This window comes from Micromonospora sp. NPDC023644, from assembly GCF_040640115.1.
GTDB lineage: Bacteria > Actinomycetota > Actinomycetes > Mycobacteriales > Micromonosporaceae > Micromonospora.
On record NZ_JBFABA010000011.1, the window covers coordinates 33,518 to 51,348 of the forward strand.

Here is a 17,831-nt window from a genome sequence, read left to right on the forward strand (position 1 = left end):
TCTACGGTCGGCTGGTCAGTCGGTCAGTCCGGCCACGGCGGCCTCGACCGCCGCATCGAGCAGCCGCTCGTCCAGGGGCTCCGTGATGGCGCTGGCGTAGACGGTCACGAGGTTGTGCCCCGCCCGCACGATCACGAAGGCCGACTGTCCGGTGATCCGCGTCCGCCCACTGCCCGCGCTGAGCCGGTAGTCCACCCGCCAGGACTGCTCACCGAGCGCCGGCGGGGGCTGCGCGTCGACCGCGAACCGCACCGCCGAGCCGTCCGCGCCCCGGGCGGTGAACCGGGGGCAGGCCCGGCGCGCCGACTCCGCCTCGGCGAGCACCGACGCGGGCACCGGTTCGGCGTGGGACCTGATCTCGACCACCAGTTCGGCCGACGCGGTGGCGGTGAGGCCGGGCACCGTGGCGTAGCGGGCCCGCTCCCGGACCCGTTCGGCGCCGCCGAGCCGGTCCAGGTAGGCGTCCTCGGCCAGGGGCCGGCAGGCCGACGGGTCTATCCGGGAGCCGCCGCCGTCGCCCCGGTCGGGCGGAACGCGCCAACCCCGCGGCAGCACCGCCCGGACCGCGCCGGCCGCCCGGCGGGCCTCCGCGCGGGTGAGCGGCCGACCGGGCTCGGGCCGCCCTGCAGCGGACCGCGTGGGCCCCGGGGTGGCATCGGGCGCCGGCGGGGCGACCGGAGCCGTCGACGCCGCCGCGGCTCCGGTCTGACCGGCCACCGGAAACGGGGCGTACGCCCAGGGGATCCCCGGCCCGAGCACCGCCACCGCGAGCAGGGCCGCCAGCGCCCCGACCGCCGCGACGGGCGTCCGGGCGCCGCCCGGAGTGGACGGGGCCGGTCCGGGCACGGCCGGCCGGGACGCCAGGAACGGCAGGGTGACCGCGACGAGGTAGCCCAGCCAGGCCAGTGGGGCCAGCAGGTGCGCCTCGGCGGTGTCCAGCCCGTCCGCCCGCCCGGTCGCCAGGGCGTGCGCGTACTGCAGCAGCGCCGCCGCCGTGCCGGCCGCCCAGCCGGCGGTCAGCGCCCGGCCGACACCGGCGCGGCGGCCCAGCGCGAGCACCACCAGGACCGCCCAGCCGGTGAACGCGCAGAGCAGCCAGCGCTGCTGGGCCAGCCGGTTCGCCTCGGCCAGGGTGTGCGGCGGGAACACCTCGGTCCGCCACATGGCGGCCCCCGCACCGAGCAGCACGGCGGTCAGGACCACCGCCACGACCCCCCGGTCCCACCGCCGCGCCGGACGTCGGCGCCCCTGCCCGGCGCCGCGCAGCAGCGCGCCGACCAGCACCGGGACCAGCAGCGCGAGCAGCGGCCAACCGCTGCGGGGCAGCGCGAAGACCAGCCAGGCCCGGGCCGCGTGTCCGTCGGTCGGCACGGACGCCAGCGCCGGCAACGGCCAGAGCACCGCGACAGCGGCGGCCACCGCGACCAGGTACGTGGCCGACCGCCAGCCCACCGACCCGGGCCGGCGGGCCACCACCAGCCGCGCCAGCAGCACGCAGAGCCCGGCCACTGACGCGGCGAGTGGTCCCGCGAGCGCGGCGACCAGCAGCGCGACGGAGACGTCCGGCCGGGCCGACACACCCGAGCTGCCCGGAACCGGCAGCGCGGTGGCGAGGAACGCCGTCACCGCGAAGCCGACGGCCGCGCCGAGCACGGGACGCCACCAGCCGCCCGCGCCGGCGGCGGCCCGGCGGACCAGCGCGGGCAGCAGGCCGAGGCACAGCAGCACGGCGCCGACCCAGACCGCGACGGGCGGGCCGACGATCGTGTGCGCGGTCAGGAAGAGGTCACGCACGAGGGCGTCGGCGGCGCCCGCCGCCAGCATCGCGACCGCGCCGACCGCCAGCCCGTGGACCGCGCCGCCCGGCGGGTCGGCCGGCCGGCCCAGCGCCGCCGCCCGGGTCCTCGGATCCGGATGCCGGGCGAGCAGCCGACGCCCTCGCGCGGCGGTCCCGGCGCGCAGCAGCGCGGCCAGGTGCCCGGCGTGGCCGGCGTCGGCGGCGTACCGGTCGGCCTCCCGCTCGCGCCGGCGCAGCAGCCCGGCCGCCAGCAGCGCCGTCAGCACCGCGACGACCGTCGCGCGGCCGAGCGCCGTCAGGTAGGTCGCGTTCAGCCCGAAGGAGGCCACCTCGAACAGGCCGGCGGCGAGCACCGCCGGCACGGGCAGCCAGATCAGGGCACGGACGGCCGACGCCCAGGCCACGTCCCGGGCGAGGACGTGCGCGAGTTCGTGCGCCACCACGGGGTCGAACCGCGCCGCATCGGCGTGGGCCACCGCGACGGCGGCCGGGAGCACCACCGTCGGCCTGCCGACCACGCCACCGGTGGTGTACGCCTGCCGTACGGGCGGGGCGGCGACGACCAACCTCGGCCGGCGCCGGGCGGCCACCCCGTTGCGGTCGCAGAGATCGGCGAAGCGGTCCTGCGCGCCCGGCACGGTGAGCCGGCGGCGAAGCCGACGCCGGTCGGCCAGCGGCAGTGCCAGGACGAGCGCCCCCGCCGCGCCCAGCGCGATCCCCGCCCCGGCGAGCATGACCACTCCACGCCGGCGGAACTGCCCGGCCAGGCAGCGGTCCCGGCCGGCCGACTGCGCCGCCGCCTCGATCGGATGGGCCCGGGTGCAGACGTCGACGGCGGCCGCCCAGGGCCGGGAGAGCGAGCGGTCGGCGAGGAAGTAGAGCCCACCGGCGCTGAGCCCGACGCTGATCAGGGACGCCAGCACGAGCGCGTAGAGCCAGCCGAGCCGGTCCGGCGGCAGGCGTGGGCCGGGGCCGACGCCGACCTCGCCGCCGGTCGTGTCGTCCGCGGCCGCGCCGCCCTCGTGGTGGGTCCCGCCGGCGCCGGGCCCGGTCATGCGTCCGGCGGATCGACCATCGCGCCGACGGCCGCGTCGGCGAGCAGTTCCGCCCGGCCGGCGTCCAGGCCCAGCGCCAGCGCGTGCCGGAGGCACGCCTCCCGCAGTCGGCGTGCCTGCTCGGGCTCCAGCCCCGGTCGAGCGTCGGGCGGCGCGGGCAGCTCCCGGCGGCGGCGACGCAGCAGGCCGGCCCGGACGGTGGCGGCGCCGAGGACCAACACCTCGCCCACGGCGGCGGCCACCACCTGGAGCGCGAGCTCGGTGACGAGCGTGACGTCGATGCCGAAGCCGACCCCGCCCTGCGGGACGGACCAGCTCGCCGATCCCTTCGACAGCTGCCGCCGCCAGCCGGCGGCCACCTCGTCGAAGACCGGAAGTTCCTCGGGGGCGATTCGACTGACCGCCGCGTGGGCAGCACCCACGACCAGATCGGCGGCGACGTTCTGGGGCTCGGTCACGATGCCATCGTGCCGGTACGACGCCAGCCCGGAAACCCGACAGTAAGGTTTCCGGCACCGAGATCTGACGGTCCTGGCCCAGGAGTTCGGGGCCGAGCATATTGACCAGGGATCGGTGCCAAGGCGGCCCGGGCGCAGTGGTGGCCGACTCCTTGTCATCCTCAACTTCTCACCCACTGAGGGGCGGTCGCTCAGCACTTAGAGGGCATCTGATCCGTGTAGTGGCTGATTCACGTTCGGCCGTTGCGGTGATGGGGCTGGTTCGTTGATCGCCGCGTGGGCGTGCAGCGGCGTGGGTATCGGTCGGATTTATCGGACGAGCGGTGGGCGTTGATCGAGCCGGTCCTGACCGCGTGGCGGGCGGCGCGGGTGGGCCTGGGGATCAGCCGGCCGGTGCATGATCTGCGCGAGATCGTCAACGCGATCCTGTACGTGGCCAGGACGGGGATCGCGTGGGAGTACCTGCCGCACGACTTCCCGCCAGCGAAGACGGTCTACGACTACTACGCCGAGTGGGAAGCTGACGGGACGACGCAGCGGATCCACGATCTGCTGCGGGAACGGGTCCTGGTCGCTCGCGGCCGCCGCGAGAGCCCGTCAGCGGTGGTTCTGGACTCGCAAAGCGTGAAGACTTCCAGCAACGTCGGTGAGGACAGCCAAGGCATCGACGCGGCGAAGAAGATCAAGGGACGCAAACGGCACATCGCCACCGACACCCTCGGACTGCTCCTCGCTGTGATCGTCACCGCCGCGTCGGTGCAGGACTCCACCGCCGGCCGGCACCTGCTCACCAGCGTGTCCGCGGACCATCCGACCGTGGTCAAGGCATGGGTCGACGGTGGCTACAACACCGCCGTACAGGCGCACGGCGCCCAACTGGGAATCGATGTCGAGCGGGTGCCCCGCGCCGCTCGGAAGGGCTTCCAAGTCCAGCCCCGGCGGTGGGTCGTGGAACGGACCTTCGGTTGGCTGATGCAGCACCGACGACTCGTCCGTGACTACGAGACCCTCCCTCAACGCACCCGGGCGATGATCCATTGGGCGATGGCTAACACAATGAGCCGCTACCTCACCGGAGAATCCACCCCAACCTGGCGAAACGAAACCACCTAATCGGACCAACCTCACCAAGCGAGATCAGATGCCCTCTTAGAGCCTCCGTGGTCTACAGTGAGTCACTCACCAGCGCGCTCCCCTCGACAAGCATGACGAGCTACAAGCGTGGGGGCCACATGGAAGTTGCTGGATTCGATGGCGTTGGTGACGCTGATTCGAGAAACGCAACCAAGCGCCCTACCAGGAAGAGACGAACGCAGCCAGGGCTACTTCTCCTTGAAGCCGGCATGGATTCGCGAAATCCGCAGCTGTTGCCGTGACGGGCAAATCGCTACCCGGTACTCACGTACGCCTCGGTGAGCTCCTCGTACGCCTGCAGCAGCGCGAGGGTGTGATCCGCCAACTCATCCACCATTCCCAGCCTGCCGCCAGTCGCCGAAGAGCCCACGTCGGCAAGCCTCTCCTGCGCGCGTCGGGTTACCTGACGGTTCTTTTGCTCCCGGAGGAACTCGTCACCGGCGTCCGCCAGCGTCTCTAGCCTGGCGCATAGTTCATAAAGCTGTGATTCGATATCCCCTCGTAACGCCATAGTCCGCTCCCGCTCGGCCGACTGCTGGCGAAGCTCCGCGCTGCCTGGCGGCAGCCTCGTGGTGTTCTGTCTGCTGAGCTCGACGATTGCCGCTCGAACGTTCTGGTGCCAGGCCACCAACCGAGCCCCTTCCCACAGCGCGTGCACCAACGTGTAGTTGGCGTCCTCGCGAGGAATGATCCGCTGCAGTAGCGGAGTGTTCCTGTCGATCCGCCGACCCAGATCCTCGATCTTGTTGAATCTGGTCCGACCAGATCGGTCCCGGAGGATGACGTGGTCGTCCGGAAAACGTTCCAGCCGCTTCAAGGTCACGCCACTCGAGGTGGAGGTCCCCAGCATGACGAGGCAGGCTAACGCGAGCACGACCAGCCCAATCCGGACCGGCCAGGCCGCCTCACCGAGGCAGGAGACGAGTGCTCCGATGATGGCAAGCAGCAGCACGGCCGCCATGGCCGTCTCTCTGCCGGTCGCGAGCTTGGTATCGGCAGGAATGACCTTTCGGAAAGGTCCGCCGGGCTTACGCGGCTCGCCGTTTCTACTGCCAGGCACGATCATAGGCCGTAGGGCCACAACCGTCTGCTCTTCCAGCCGTCCGATCCACAACGCAAACGGCTGTTCCGTCCGAGACAAGCCCTTCCCTCTCACATCCATATTGGCCGGCGCGGCAACCGCCCCCACACCAGTGGCTCTCTTTCTCACTCGATCCACTTACGGCGGCGAAACAATCCCCGTAAGCCTCCGCTCCTAGCCGGCTGCTACGGCAATCTGTGAGGCTTCAGAGCATCCTCGAGCACCGCTCACAGGGATTCGCCGAGCATGCGGGCGACGGATGTCAAGGAATCGCCGCGGAGGGGAGCCTTGACTAGTCCGTCCTTGTCCCACCTCTCCAGCGACCAGCCTCCCTTATCGCGACGCACCGTGACCTCCACCCGCTCGCCCGCGCCGTGCCACGCGGCGCCCCGCATCGACACGCCGAACTTCCCCCGCTCAAACAACCCGACCTTTCGTAGCTGCGCACACGTCGGGCATCGACCGTCGGGGCTGGCGACACAGCTGCCGCAGAGCCGCCCTCCGCACAGGGCACAGGGCCGCACCGCGTCGGGGCACACGGCACACGTTGCACCCATGCAGGTGCTGCATAACTCCAGGGACCTCACCAGGTGATTCCGTCGGCAGGTGGTGGCCTGGGAAAGTGGATGGCCGGTTACGACATCGGTGAGGTAGCCGGTGGTCTGTCCCGCCGGCACCTCGTACTTGACACCCAGCATCTCCCCATTGGGCAGGCGCCACTGCTCCTCCACCCGCAAGCCGACGGTGACATCGACCTGGGTAACACGGTGAGCCGCCACCCGGCCAAGCAGTTCCCGCACCATGAGGTCCGGCAGGCCGGCGACAGGTGCGGGCGCGGCCGGTGCGGTATGAGGAACGATCGTGGCGACGGCGACGGCGGGTGAGAGCGCCTTGCGTCGTGGCTGTCCGAAGGGCAGCTGCGCCACGAGCGGAGAGGTACGACGCTCCATCAGCCGGGACCGCGTGATCATTGGTCCACTGAGCTGATCGACGGACGTGTGGTCGACGACCGTCACCAGTGCGTGCTTACCGAGCAGTTCCGAGCCGAGCAGCGCCCGATAGAGATCCTGTTCGGTATCCTCGCTGAGCCGATACCAGATCGGCTTCTCGCTACGGTGGCGCAGCGCGAGCAGAGCGTGCTTGCCGACAGCCGCAACCACCGCCGTCCAACCGTCCAGTGCGGCGGTGGAGACGATTTGTGGCGTGGGACGCCAACCCTCACCCGCCCACGCCGGCGCGTCGAGAGGCAACTGCCAGTCCGCCCGCTCCTCGAAGATCTTGCTGCCGACAGCTCTGCGTCGCACCAAGCCGCCTGGCGTGAGCGTGAGGCTGGTCTCGGTGTGCTGCCGGCAGGCGCTGGCGACCGTGCGAATCTTGGGGGCGGGAAGAGCAACGGTCCGCCGGCGGATCGCTTGCCGGCGGGCAGGTGACGCTGGCGTCGGCACAGGCACGTCCGTCGCTGCATCATGCAGCGCCGTGTCGAATGCGCGGGTGAGCTCCGCGTCCAGGTCCCCCGCACTTGCCATGTCCGCCAAACCAGGGCCATTGCCGGCATGCCGAACGTCCTCCGTCTGCACGATCCACTGGAACGTCGTGTCGTGACTGTGCTGAAGGACCAGCGCGTCGGTGGGCCTAGGCGGGATCTCTGCAGAGACAGCGCGGACGTTCACGTCGCCGTGCCCGGCCAGCCGGGCGGCGCCCAGCCGCACCCGAAGGAGCATCTCGTCGTCGCTGGTGACGGTTTCCCAACGTTGCAGACCGGACGACGATACGACGGCCACCTCCGAGCGCGTGGCGCCGTGCAGTACCGTCACCGTGCCGCCGTCGTCCTCACCGATGAGCACGGCCAGGCCGTCCGCGCACAGCTCGGCGGGCAGGCCAGCGATCTGGTTGGCAGCGGCCGGGGCGAGGTGTTCGCAGGTGAGGCAGACCGGGCCGGGACTGCAGGTCGGGCAGACATCGCGACCGCACAGCTGACAGCTGTACACGGGCAGGTGACGTGAGCACTCGCCGCAGGAGTGGTCACCGCACCGCCCACATCGGGCCGCCGTCACGATGGACGGGTCGTTCGACCGGCAGCTGCCACATGCGGGCCGCTGGCAGGACGGGCAGTCTCTGATGACTCCGCCGTCACCACAGCACGGCCCGTAGGCGCGCGCGCAGACTGGACAGTCGCCTACCTCTTGGCTGCTGACCAGGTGCCCGCCGCTGTCTACGTACACCGGTCCGCGCGCCGGGCTGCCGTCTGTGAGGGGCACCGCGATCGTCCGGCCGGACGGGATTAGGGTCCGTCCGGCGAGCAGCCGCGCGTTCAAGGGGATAGCCGGAGCGACTAGGTAGCGGCGGGTTGCCGCGCCGTGCGAGGACTGCCACTGTTCGTCGATGGTCAGGCAGTCGGAGGCGGAGACTGGGGTCACCGGATCCGCCAGCTGGTCGAGAGCGTGCCGCAAGGCAGCGTCATCGGCGAGGACGGCCGTAGCGAACTCTCCTGCGGTGGTGCCCGGGCCGAGAAGGCCGGTCTCCGGATCGCCGATCTCCTGTTCGACCAAGGTCCAGTGGGTCTCCACCGTGCGCGTCACAGCGACATCCGCGGCCGCCGTGCTGTAGCGCAGGTCGTCGGCTGGCGGCGCGCTCCAGGGGTGTCGGACGACCACCCGGTTTGCGGGCAGACCGGCGGCCATGACGGTGCGCGCCAGATGTTCCTCTGCCTGCACCGTCGCGCCAGGGAGTCCCGGGACGAAGAGGGTGCTGCTGCGGGAGCCGTCGGTGAGCAGGCAGAGGTAGGAGCGGTGCAGTCGGTCGACCTCCACGCTGACCGGCCCCACCACGGTCTCCGCGACCGACCGGCAGAACGGTGCCACGTCGTGGCGGCTGATCTGCAGCGGCTCGCGATCCTCCAGAACCACCTGGGGATCCCGGTCACCGTCGTGCCAGATCTCTCGATAGACGAACTGCCCGTCTTGGATGTCAACCCGCTGCACCACGGCGAACGGCATCGCCGCGAGGGCTGGGGCGGCTGGGATTGCGTGGCGGGCACGGAGATCGGCCAGCAGCGCGCTGAATCCGGCCTCGTCCTCGGCGGTCACCGGCGGACCGGCAAGCTCGGGCACCAGGTCGGCCACCTCGCGGTCGATGCCAGACCCGCTACCGGGCTGCCAGGTCCACCACGCCGACGATGACACATTCGCCCACGCACTGCCCGCCGTCAGATCGGCCGGCGCGCCCCTCGGGGCTGCCCCGACCAGGCCGGCGCCCGCAGGTAGTCGCAGCCGGTGGGCCAGTCCCCGCAGCCGCGCCCGAACCGGGTCCTGGGCGTCCGCCGCGGGCACCAGCGTCTGCCGGTCATCGCGTCCGTCAACGAGCAGGGCGTGGCGCTCCCCGACCAGCAGGTAGGCCGCGCCACCCAGGCGCCAACCGGTCTCCCACTCACTGTCCAGCTCCGCTGCGCGCTGTGGCCGGGTGCAGCCAGCGCAGAGCGAGCCACCGGTACGGCAGGTGGCACAGCACACTCGTTTGCAGCCTCGGCAGGGCTGCACCGCTCGCGTGGGGCCGCACGCGCCGCACCAGTCGGTCTCGCAGGTCTGGCAAGTCGACAGTGCCGACCGGTCGACGGCGTGACCGCCGCCGCACAGGCTCAGCGTGTCGAGCGGCCCACCGGTCGCCTCACAGGTCAGACCGTGCCGGGCGAGGTTGCCCGTCCACGCGTACCGCAGTTCGCGGACGGCGCCGTTGATGTGCTCCCATCGTTCGACCACCAGCAGTCGGTCCGAACCGTGCATCTCGAGGGTGAGCAGCTCGGCGCGCAGCTCGGAGTCCACGACCGTCGATGCGGGTCGACGGGCGGCCTCGATCGCCCGGGTCAGCTGGCGTTCCCTCTCCTGCAGCTCGTCGTACGCCTCGTAGGCGCCCCGTTTGTGCCAGGTCTTTTGCGCCTTTTCCCATACCTTTTCCGCCGCCCTGAGCTGCTTCTCCAGGTTGACGACCAGCGCCTCCTGTGCCTCCCGCTGCCGACGTTGCTCTGCTTCACGCGCCTCCTGCAGGGTCTGACGCAGCCTCACAGCCGCCTGACCATCGACGATATCGAGGACGGCCTTCTCCACCATTTCCGTGGGCATGGGGGCTCCATCGGCCAGTGGTGTCCGGCGCCGGACGATGTCGATGGCCGGCCCCACAGCGACGCTCAGAAGCTGCTGGTTGCCGCTCGTGGCGCCCTCCTGCACTCGGTATGTGGCTCGCGCGGCCCACTCGTCGACCGGCTCGATGTGGCGCTTGACCAGCTGTACGTCCGGGCTGTGGGCGAGCGCCGGCCGCTGGTGCACCTCGGGAATCTGGGCGACGGTCCCGGCCAGGTCGCCACGCTCGCGCAGCACCTCCAACAGCTCATCGAAGAGCTCGGATCCGACGACGCAGAGCTGTGCCTCCGGGTGGTGGTCCAACGCGACGTTGGTGAAGGCGAGGAAGAGCTCGCGACGGCCGCCCAGCGCCTCGGCGAGGTCGTCGGGCAGAGTAGCGACGGTGAGCCCCTCCGAGGGTTGCGTCAACGTCGCACCGGCCGACGTCAGGAAACGAGCGACAAACTGCTCAAGGTCCTTCTGTCGGCGACGCGGGCGCTTCGAGGCTTGCGGCAGCAGTTCCCGAGCCTCCGGCTCAGCAGCGCGCTTGCGCCGTTCCTCCTGCCGTTGGGCGAGCCAGTCGCTCAGCCCCGCGTCAGCGGTCATCATCGTCACGGCGCGGCTGCGGGCCTGCTCCAGTTGGCTTCCGAGTTCATCCAGCCGGCGCTGCATGGTGGCGTCGCTCTTGGCGTAGAGGGCCTCCAGCACCCGGTTCTCCATGCTGGAATCCTGCGTGCCCTCCAGCTCACCGAGGACAGTGACCACCTGGCCGAAGAGCAGTTCGAACATCGCGAGCTTGTCATGCAGCAGGCGGTAGACGGCCTCGTCGAGGGTGTTGCGGGCGAACAGGTTCGCGATGTGCACGTCACGCGTCTGGGTGAGTCGGTGCACCCGGCCAATGCGTTGTTCGACGCGCATCGGATTCCACGGCAGGTCATAGTTGAGCACGCAGTTGCTCACCTGCAGGTTCTGGCCCTCAGCACCGGCGTCCGTGGAGACCAACACCCGGGCTCGACCGGAACGGAAGTCAGCGACGGAAGCGCTGCGTGCGGAATGGGTCATCCCGCCGTGGAACGGGGCAGCGCTGATTCCGGCGCCGTCCAGCAGCCGGAGAATGCCGGTCAGGGTGTCGGTGTGCTGGGTGAACATCAGCACCCGCCCGTGTTCGTCGAGCCAACGCTGGACGACCTTCAGCGCGGTCTGTTCGCGGGACGTGTGCCGGATGTCCCCTGCGAGGTGACCGATCTCGGCGAGGACTTCCCGCACCTGCCGGTCCGGTTCCCGTTCGGCCATCCGCAGGGCGCTGCGGGACACCGCCTGCGGGGAGGCTGTCAGCCGCAGCGCAAGTTGCCGACGGCGCATCGTGTCGGCCGGACCGGTCATCCGATGCCGCAGCGTGTGCAGGAGGAGGTCGTAGAGCTGACGCTCCGGTGGGGTCAACACAACGCCGTGGTCCTGCGGAGGCATCCGGTGCACCCGGTCGACCCCGGCCTGATGTCGGGTCGTACGTACCACCACGCTGCTGATCAGCTTGCGCAGCTCTACGGCGTTGACCGGCCGGCGCGGGTCTTGCCGGTTGACGAAGCGGCGGGAGAAGTCGTACTCGGAGTCGAAAGTGCCGGGGCGCAGGAGCTCGACCAGCCGGTACAGCTCCAACAAATTGTTCTGTACCGGGGTGGCCGACAGGAATAGCGCACGAGGCGCCTTGGCGATGAGGTCGCCGACGATCTCGCGGGTGCGTTTTGCGCCGGCGCCGGACAGTCGGTGGGCCTCGTCGACGATGACCAGGTCGAACCGCATACGGAACCGTTCCGCGTTGCGGAGCACCAGCTGCAGGGTCATGATGACCCGGTCCTGCTCGAAGGCCCTAGCGTCCTGGCCGCTGGCCACTACCGTGAAATCCTCGTCGAACTTGTCGCGTAGCTCATCGCGCCACTGATCGCGCAGCGGTGCCGGGCAGATGATCAGAATTCGTTGTGCCAATCCCCGAAGCATGAGCTCCTTTAGGACCAGGCCTGCCTCGACCGTCTTGCCGAGACCGACCTCGTCGGCGAGGATTCCTCGCCCGCCCATCCGAGTCAACACCGTGCGGGCCGCCGCTTCCTGGTGCGGCATGTGTTCGATGTGCGCCGCGTCGATGGCCAGCAGCTCGTCGAACTGGTCAAGGGTTGCCAACCGCTCCCCCTCAAGCCGCAGCTCGACCGCGTCGGCCGGGTCCCAGCCACGGTTCTTCAGCGCGCCCACGGCGTGTTTCCGGGCGCTCTTGAGAAAGCCGATGTGGCCCTGCCAGGTGTACTCCTCGCGCTTGCGCAGGCGGTACCGGCCTCCGGTGCTGGCCTTACGCCGAGGGCTGGCAGCGGACCGCGCAGCCGCTGCGCCGCTGGCTGCGGGGGTGGCCGACGCGGCGACGACAGCGCCTGGAAGGCGAACCGCGTACGACAGTGGGACTCCCGGGGCGGAGACGACGAGCCGCAGCGGGCCATCGCTGCGGCGCTCCAGCCGCAGCAAGCCCCCTACTCGGGCCGTGTCCTGCAGATACTCGGTGAGTGCCTCGCCGTGCAGGCGTCGCCGACCAGCAACCCACGCCACGGCGAGCAACTCGTCGTCCACGACGAGGCCCAAGTCTGCCGAGTGGCTGGGAAGCCCGAGCCGGGTCTGCTCGACCGGCCCCAGGGAAATCTCCCCGTTCTCCAGCAATTCGGTGGTGATGATCCGCTCGGCACTGACCAGTTCACCCACGTCGGCCCCCCAACCGTTCCCGCCCGGCACCTGTGATCGCCAGGCTGGTGTAACTCCTGCCGTCCCTGCTGACCTCGTCACGTACGAGAAGCCCGTTGGCGATCAGGCGAGCGGCCGCCTCGTCCCAGCGCCGGTCGGCCCCCCGCAAGTACCGCAGGGCACCAAACTGGGGGCAGCGACGCAGGCCCGCACCGATCGGATGGCCCCCAGCAAGCACTTCTGATCCCAGTACTGCCGCCTTCAACCCCACCGCACCGTAGCGGCCCGTTCGTAGCGTCGACGCCCACCCCACCGCCTGCAGCACGGTCAGCTCTACGTTGACCAGCTGCTCGGGGTCGGGCACCGCCGAAGCGGGAAGATCGTGCCATGCGGGCCTGCCCCCGCAGGCGTCGCACGACTCATGAGGGCCGCCGCACTCGTACGCGGGAAACCCGAAGTACCGAACGATGGCGGCCCGCCGGCACCCAGTGCCCCCGACGTAGGAGATGACCGCATCGAGCTGCTCCCGCTGCCAGGCGTTCCACCGTCGGATCTCCCGCGTCAGCAGGGCCGTGTCGACCTGCTCTGCCCGCAGCCGCAATCGACGGTAGCGCTGGGAGGAGGAGAACGTGATGAGCCGGTCCAGGGACCAGGCGACAAGGTCGCGCTCCAGCTCGTCGGGATCGATGCCGTGTTCCTGTTCGAGGCGGTCAAAGTCGATCCGGCTGCCAACCTGCGGCCGCATCCGCAGCAGCACCGACACATGTCGGAACCGGCGTCGCTCCTGCTGGTCTTCCGGTTCCCGGACCCCAACGTGCACTGTGCCGCGGGCGGAGCAGTCCGGGAGTTGCTCCACCGCTCCGGCGCGTTCCAACCAGCCCAGCAACACGTTGAGCTCGTCCGCCTCGACGCCCGCCGCCTCGGCCAGTTCCTCCTGGTGGAATACCACGTCCCCGCCGCGCCTGCGCTGGCCGCCCAGCAGGGTCAAGACCCGCTGCGTCTGGGCCCGCCGGTCAGCGTCCGTCGCGTCGGCCACCTGGGCGCGCCGTCGGGCGATGTCGCCGCCGCCGTACAACAGGACGCATTCGCCGCGCAGGTGGACGGCGCGCGCCGCCCGCCCGGCCTCCTGCACGTACGCGTCCAGCGATTCTGGCAGATCGTAGTGCGCCACCCAGCCGACGTCCGGCTTGTTGACGCCCATGCCGAACGCCTTGGTCGCAACGATGACCTGCGTGGTCCCGGCGAGGAAGTCGTCCTGGACGGCTTCGCGCTGCTCGGGCACCATACCGGCGTGATAGTGGCGGGCCGCGAGCCCGGCACGTCGCAGCAGCGCGGCGATCTCCTCGGTGACCGCCCGCCGCGATGCGTACACGATGCCCGGCGCGGAGCCCATGGCGGTGGCGATGCGCAGCAGTTCCCGGGCGCGTTCCCGTTCGTCGGCGACCTTGGTGACCTGGAACCGGAGGTTCGGACGGTCGGAGGGCCGGGTGACCGTCACCGGGTCGCGCATCTCCAGGGTGGCGACGATGTCGCGCACCACCGGGGTGGTTGCGGTGGCGGTCAACGCCATGCGTGGCGCACGGTCGAGGTGGGCCACGGCCCGCGACACCTGGCGGAACTCCGGCCGAAAGTCGTGTCCCCAGTCGCTGACGCAGTGCGCCTCGTCGACCACGAGCCCGGCCAGGTCCTGCCGTTCCAGCGCCACTCGGAGCACCGGATCCCGCACCAGCCGCTCCGGCGACACGTACAGCAACCGCACCTTTCCTGCGGCAAGGTCCCGCAGGATCTCATTACGGACGCTCGCCGGGGTGCTGCCGGTGATGCCTTGCACACCGCGCAGACCCCGACGGCCCCGGAGATCGTCGAGCTGGTCCTTGATGAGCGCGACCAGGGGGCTGACGACTACCGTCGCCCGGTTCTGGGGACGCAGCAGGGCCGGTAGCTGGAAACACAGCGATTTACCGGTGCCCGTGGGCAGGACGCCGACCGTGTCCGCGCCGGCAAGGTGAGCCAGCATCAGCTGCATCTGCGGCTCTCGCAGCTCCTCCACCCCGAACAGCAGGCGCGCGCCTTCACGCAGCTTGGGCTCCGGGTCCTCCCCCGGCTCCAGCCGCAGCCGCTGCACGATCGCGTCGACCTCGTTGCCCGCCAACGCCAGCGCGGCGCTAAGGTCCGGTTCCTCACCTGTGACGAACCGCAACGCGTAGCGCCATGCGTCGTCCCGATCAACCGCGTAATGCAGCTCCGGGCCGGGAAGCGTGGACAGCAGCAACCGGTTGGCGCTGCTCGGCGACTGCATCCGTCGATCGCAGATCAGCGCCACGCCCCGGTCGCTTTCGCTGCGGATCAGCCGGCCAAATCCCTGGGCCAACAGCACGGCGGTCTTGGGCACCACGTAGTCAAGGAACGGGTCCCCGCCGCGGTCGGCGATGGCACGGGCCCGGGCGCTGACCACGGCGTCGTCGGGATGAGGGTAGGGCGGTTTCTCGATGATGAGGTAGCTGAGTGTGTCGCCGGGGGCGTCGAAGCCCTGCCAGTACGACCGCAACCCGTACACCACCGTGCCGGGCTCGGCCCGGAACCGCTCGGAGATCTCGGTTCGGCCAGCCTGGCCCTGTACGAGCAGTCGCACCCCCCGGTCGACGAGGGCGTCGTTCTGCTGCCGCACAAGGTGCGCGACCGCCTCCATGCGCCGGCGGGCCGCGAACAACGTCATGGACCGGCCGCCGGTGAGGGACAGCAGCCCCACCTGGTCCCGGGCGAACTCCTCGACGAACTCCCGTTCCTGGCTCGGAACGGGGACCGGCAGGTGGTTGGTGAGCACCACCGCGGACTGCGCGGCGTAATCGAAGGGGCTGCTTAGCTGACGGCCGTCGAACACGCCGGGTTCGCTGCTGCCCCTCTCGATGCGGATGCCTAGCCGGGAGGCGACGTAGTCGAACGTGTTACCGGAGGTGAGGGTGGCGCTGGTCAGGGTGAGGCTTCGGGCGGGCCGCACGACGGCTTCCGAAAAGGCGGGGCCGACGTCGATGGGGATGCACTCGAACGTCCACTCCGGCTGCGCGTTGGTGTCGTCTGTGTCGGGCAGCGGGTCGGCTGACAGGCGGTACACCCACAGGTGTTCGTCAGGGAGGTCCCGCAGCCGCCCGAGCACTTGCCCGGCCTCGGTGACGGTGTGGACCAGCCCGGCGAGGCGGGACACCACACTGCGCAGCACCGGGTGAGTGTTGTCCGCCTCCGCCAAACGCGCTCGTGCGGCGGTGTCCACGATGGCCAGTTCGCTTCGCAGCTCCCGCAGCCCGCGGCCGGTCTGGCGGACGGCTTCGACGAGCTGACGGTATTCCGGGCGGGAGAGCACGACGCCGCTGCGGGGAACCGTGGAACGGCTTGGCCCACCGTATTCGTGCAGGTAGCGGAGCACGGCGGAGGTGAGGCTGTCGCAGTAGTGGCGCAACTGCCGGGCCATCGTCGGCAGGGGGCGGCCCGTGCGTAGGTCGGTGCCGGCGGCAGCCAGGCGGCGCAGTTGTCGGTCGAGCCCGCTCCGCCCGTCCAACCGAGCGGCGAGACCGATCAGTTCGCGGCGGCCGACGGTCTGCGTCCAGGCGCTCGTTAACGAATCCTCGAGGTCGTGGGCTTCGTCGAACACCAGGTCGCCGGCACCGTCAGCGAGCACGTCGCCCGGGCTCCGCAGTCCGTGCTGCGAGAGCTGGGCCCAGGCGGCGATCAGGGCATGGTTGACGACCAGTACGCCTGGACGCTCCCGCATGCCGGCAAGCCGCTGGAACAGCGGGCAGTTCGCCACCCACACACACTGGTGCCGTTCGCAGGAATGGGCGTCGGTCCGTAGCGTGTCCCGCGCCGTCCGGTAGGCCAGTCGGTTGTGAAGATCGGTGTCGGCGATGTCGTCCCACACCCCGGTCTCGCTGACGGCGAGACCACGGATCGCGACTGCCAAGGCCAACCACTGATCGGGATCCGCCTCCTCGTCCGTGCCGTCGAGCGCTGCACCGATTTCTCGAGGGCAGATGTAGTTTCCGACGCCGTAGAGTTGGCGGAGCGGGGCCATGAAGAGCCCCTCGTCGCGCAGCCGTGTCACATCGCGGCGAAGCTGTTGCTGCAGGACCTTCGTGGCAGTGGCGACCACGACGGGCCTACGCTCTCCGCTGGCGCGTCCGGCGGCCGGCGTGAGGTAGGCCAGGGACTTGCCGGTACCCGTCGGCGCCTCGACGGCGAGCAGCCCGCCGTGGTCGAGCACCTCGGCGACCGCCGTGGACATCTCATGCTGCGACGGACGCGTGGCATAGCCGCGGTCGGTGAGGCGGCCGAACACCTGACGGACCGCCTCGGAGGCCGACCGGTACCCGTCGCCCAGCGGCTTGAGCAGCGGATCCTGCGCGCAGGTCACGGCGTCGCGGGCACGCTCGGGAAGCGAGCCGTGCGGCAGCAGGCGGGCCACCGGCAACTGTGCCGCCGCCAGGCACGCGCGAGTGAGCTGCCAGGACGGCTCCGATCCGTCGATCCGGTCCATCAGGGCATGTAGACAGTCCGCCGTTGCGCGGGCATCGCCTGCCAAGTCGCCACTGGTAGGGGTAACGCCGAGTGCCGTGCACAACTCTCGAAGTCGTACGCCGGGTCGCGTGGGATCCTGCAGCAACGCCAACAGCCTCAGGTCGATACGCACGTCGGGCAACTGTTCGACGGCGTCCTGCGGCACCTGCGACCAGTCGACGTCGTGAGCGACGACGCATGCCGCCCCGGCGACGAACGTGCCCAGCTCAGCGACACCATCCGCCGTCCTGGGGAAGACCCGGCACTGCCCGTCGCCCATCCGCACCGCAGCCACGTCCGCCTCAGCCACAGTGTCTGACGCAAACGCGACGGCGATTACGACGCAGTCAGCGAGTGGGATCGTTATCGGGGGCGTCGCACACCGCCACGCCGGCGCCCGGACCTGGTGCCTCGGCTCCGGCTGCTCGTCGGAGGCGGGAGCGGCCTGGGCCGGGACACCGAGACGTCCCTGGTCGTCGAGGACGAAAGCGTCGGGAAACCGCTGCGGCAGCTTCGCCAACCGGGCGGCGGCGACCACGATTCCGTCGGCTCGGAGAAGTGTGGCAACCTCCTCCGGCGGCAGCGGACCCCGCTGCATCAGCACATCGCTCGCCGCCATGAGATTCGGCGGCATCACCGGCGACACCATGCACTTCCCCAGACCCCGTACTGCCCCGCGCTCGGCAGCTGAGGGTCGAAACGCCGGCTGGCACGCCGGAGCAGGCCGCACCGTAAGTTTCGGCCCTCGTCCGAACCCACCATCTGCTCTGGACTCTGCCTGTTTCGCGAGACAGGGGCCGCGAGCAACCTCAACCTAGTCAAACGGCCGGCTGGCCGGAAACCCTCCGGACGGCCCTTGTTCACGTCCTCCGTTTCTAGCGTAAAACGTGGGCCGGTCGAGAGCCGAGGGCTCCCAGTTCGCCGGTC

6 protein-coding genes are annotated in these 17,831 nt (G+C 70.6%); 1 reads left to right on the top strand and 5 read right to left on the bottom strand.

Annotated features, from left to right (window positions below; translation table 11 throughout):
* Nucleotides 1-15: 15 nt before the first annotated feature.
* Both AB0G08_RS11605 and AB0G08_RS11610 read right to left on the bottom strand, forming a co-directional pair.
* Entirely contained in the window at nt 16-2,853 is a 2,838-nt protein-coding gene (locus AB0G08_RS11605; protein ID WP_358086314.1) for a M48 family metalloprotease, read from the bottom strand.
* The gene (locus tag AB0G08_RS11610) at nt 2,850-3,311 is read right to left on the bottom strand and encodes a hypothetical protein (RefSeq protein WP_358086316.1); all 462 of its coding nucleotides are present in this window, start codon (nt 3,309-3,311) and stop codon (nt 2,850-2,852) included. Before AB0G08_RS11610 ends, AB0G08_RS11605 begins: the two co-directional genes overlap by 4 nt.
* Nucleotides 3,312-3,593: 282 nt before the next feature.
* Between AB0G08_RS11610 and AB0G08_RS11615 the strand changes: the two genes are divergently transcribed.
* Complete coding sequence (locus AB0G08_RS11615) at nt 3,594-4,424, top strand: IS5 family transposase (RefSeq protein ID WP_358086440.1); 831 nt, start codon at nt 3,594-3,596, stop codon at nt 4,422-4,424.
* 274 nt (nt 4,425-4,698) lie between these two features.
* Here the strand turns inward: AB0G08_RS11615 and AB0G08_RS11620 are convergent, their stop codons facing one another.
* The 3 genes from AB0G08_RS11620 to AB0G08_RS11630 form a co-directional block, all read right to left on the bottom strand.
* Nucleotides 4,699-5,406, bottom strand: a complete 708-nt coding sequence (locus tag AB0G08_RS11620) for a hypothetical protein (RefSeq protein WP_358086318.1) — start codon at nt 5,404-5,406, stop codon at nt 4,699-4,701.
* Nucleotides 5,407-5,753: 347 nt separating this feature from the next.
* A complete protein-coding gene (locus AB0G08_RS11625) occupies nt 5,754-12,377 on the bottom strand; it encodes an SNF2-related protein (RefSeq protein WP_358086320.1) in 6,624 nt (2,207 codons plus the stop codon).
* Nucleotides 12,370-17,553, bottom strand: coding sequence for a RecQ family ATP-dependent DNA helicase (locus AB0G08_RS11630; RefSeq protein ID WP_358086322.1), 5,184 nt, complete (start codon nt 17,551-17,553; stop codon nt 12,370-12,372). Before AB0G08_RS11630 ends, AB0G08_RS11625 begins: the two co-directional genes overlap by 8 nt.
* Nucleotides 17,554-17,831: the final 278 nt, after the last annotated feature.

What these genes read in the sequence shown, in the direction of transcription:
- AB0G08_RS11605 (WP_358086314.1), bottom strand. Translation starts at nt 2,853, where the DNA reads ATGACCGGGCCCGGCGCCGGCGGGACCCACCACGAGGGCGGCGCGGCC.
- AB0G08_RS11620 (WP_358086318.1), bottom strand. Translation starts at nt 5,406, where the DNA reads ATGGCGGCCGTGCTGCTGCTTGCCATCATCGGAGCACTCGTCTCCTGC.
- AB0G08_RS11630 (WP_358086322.1), bottom strand. Translation starts at nt 17,553, where the DNA reads ATGGTGTCGCCGGTGATGCCGCCGAATCTCATGGCGGCGAGCGATGTG.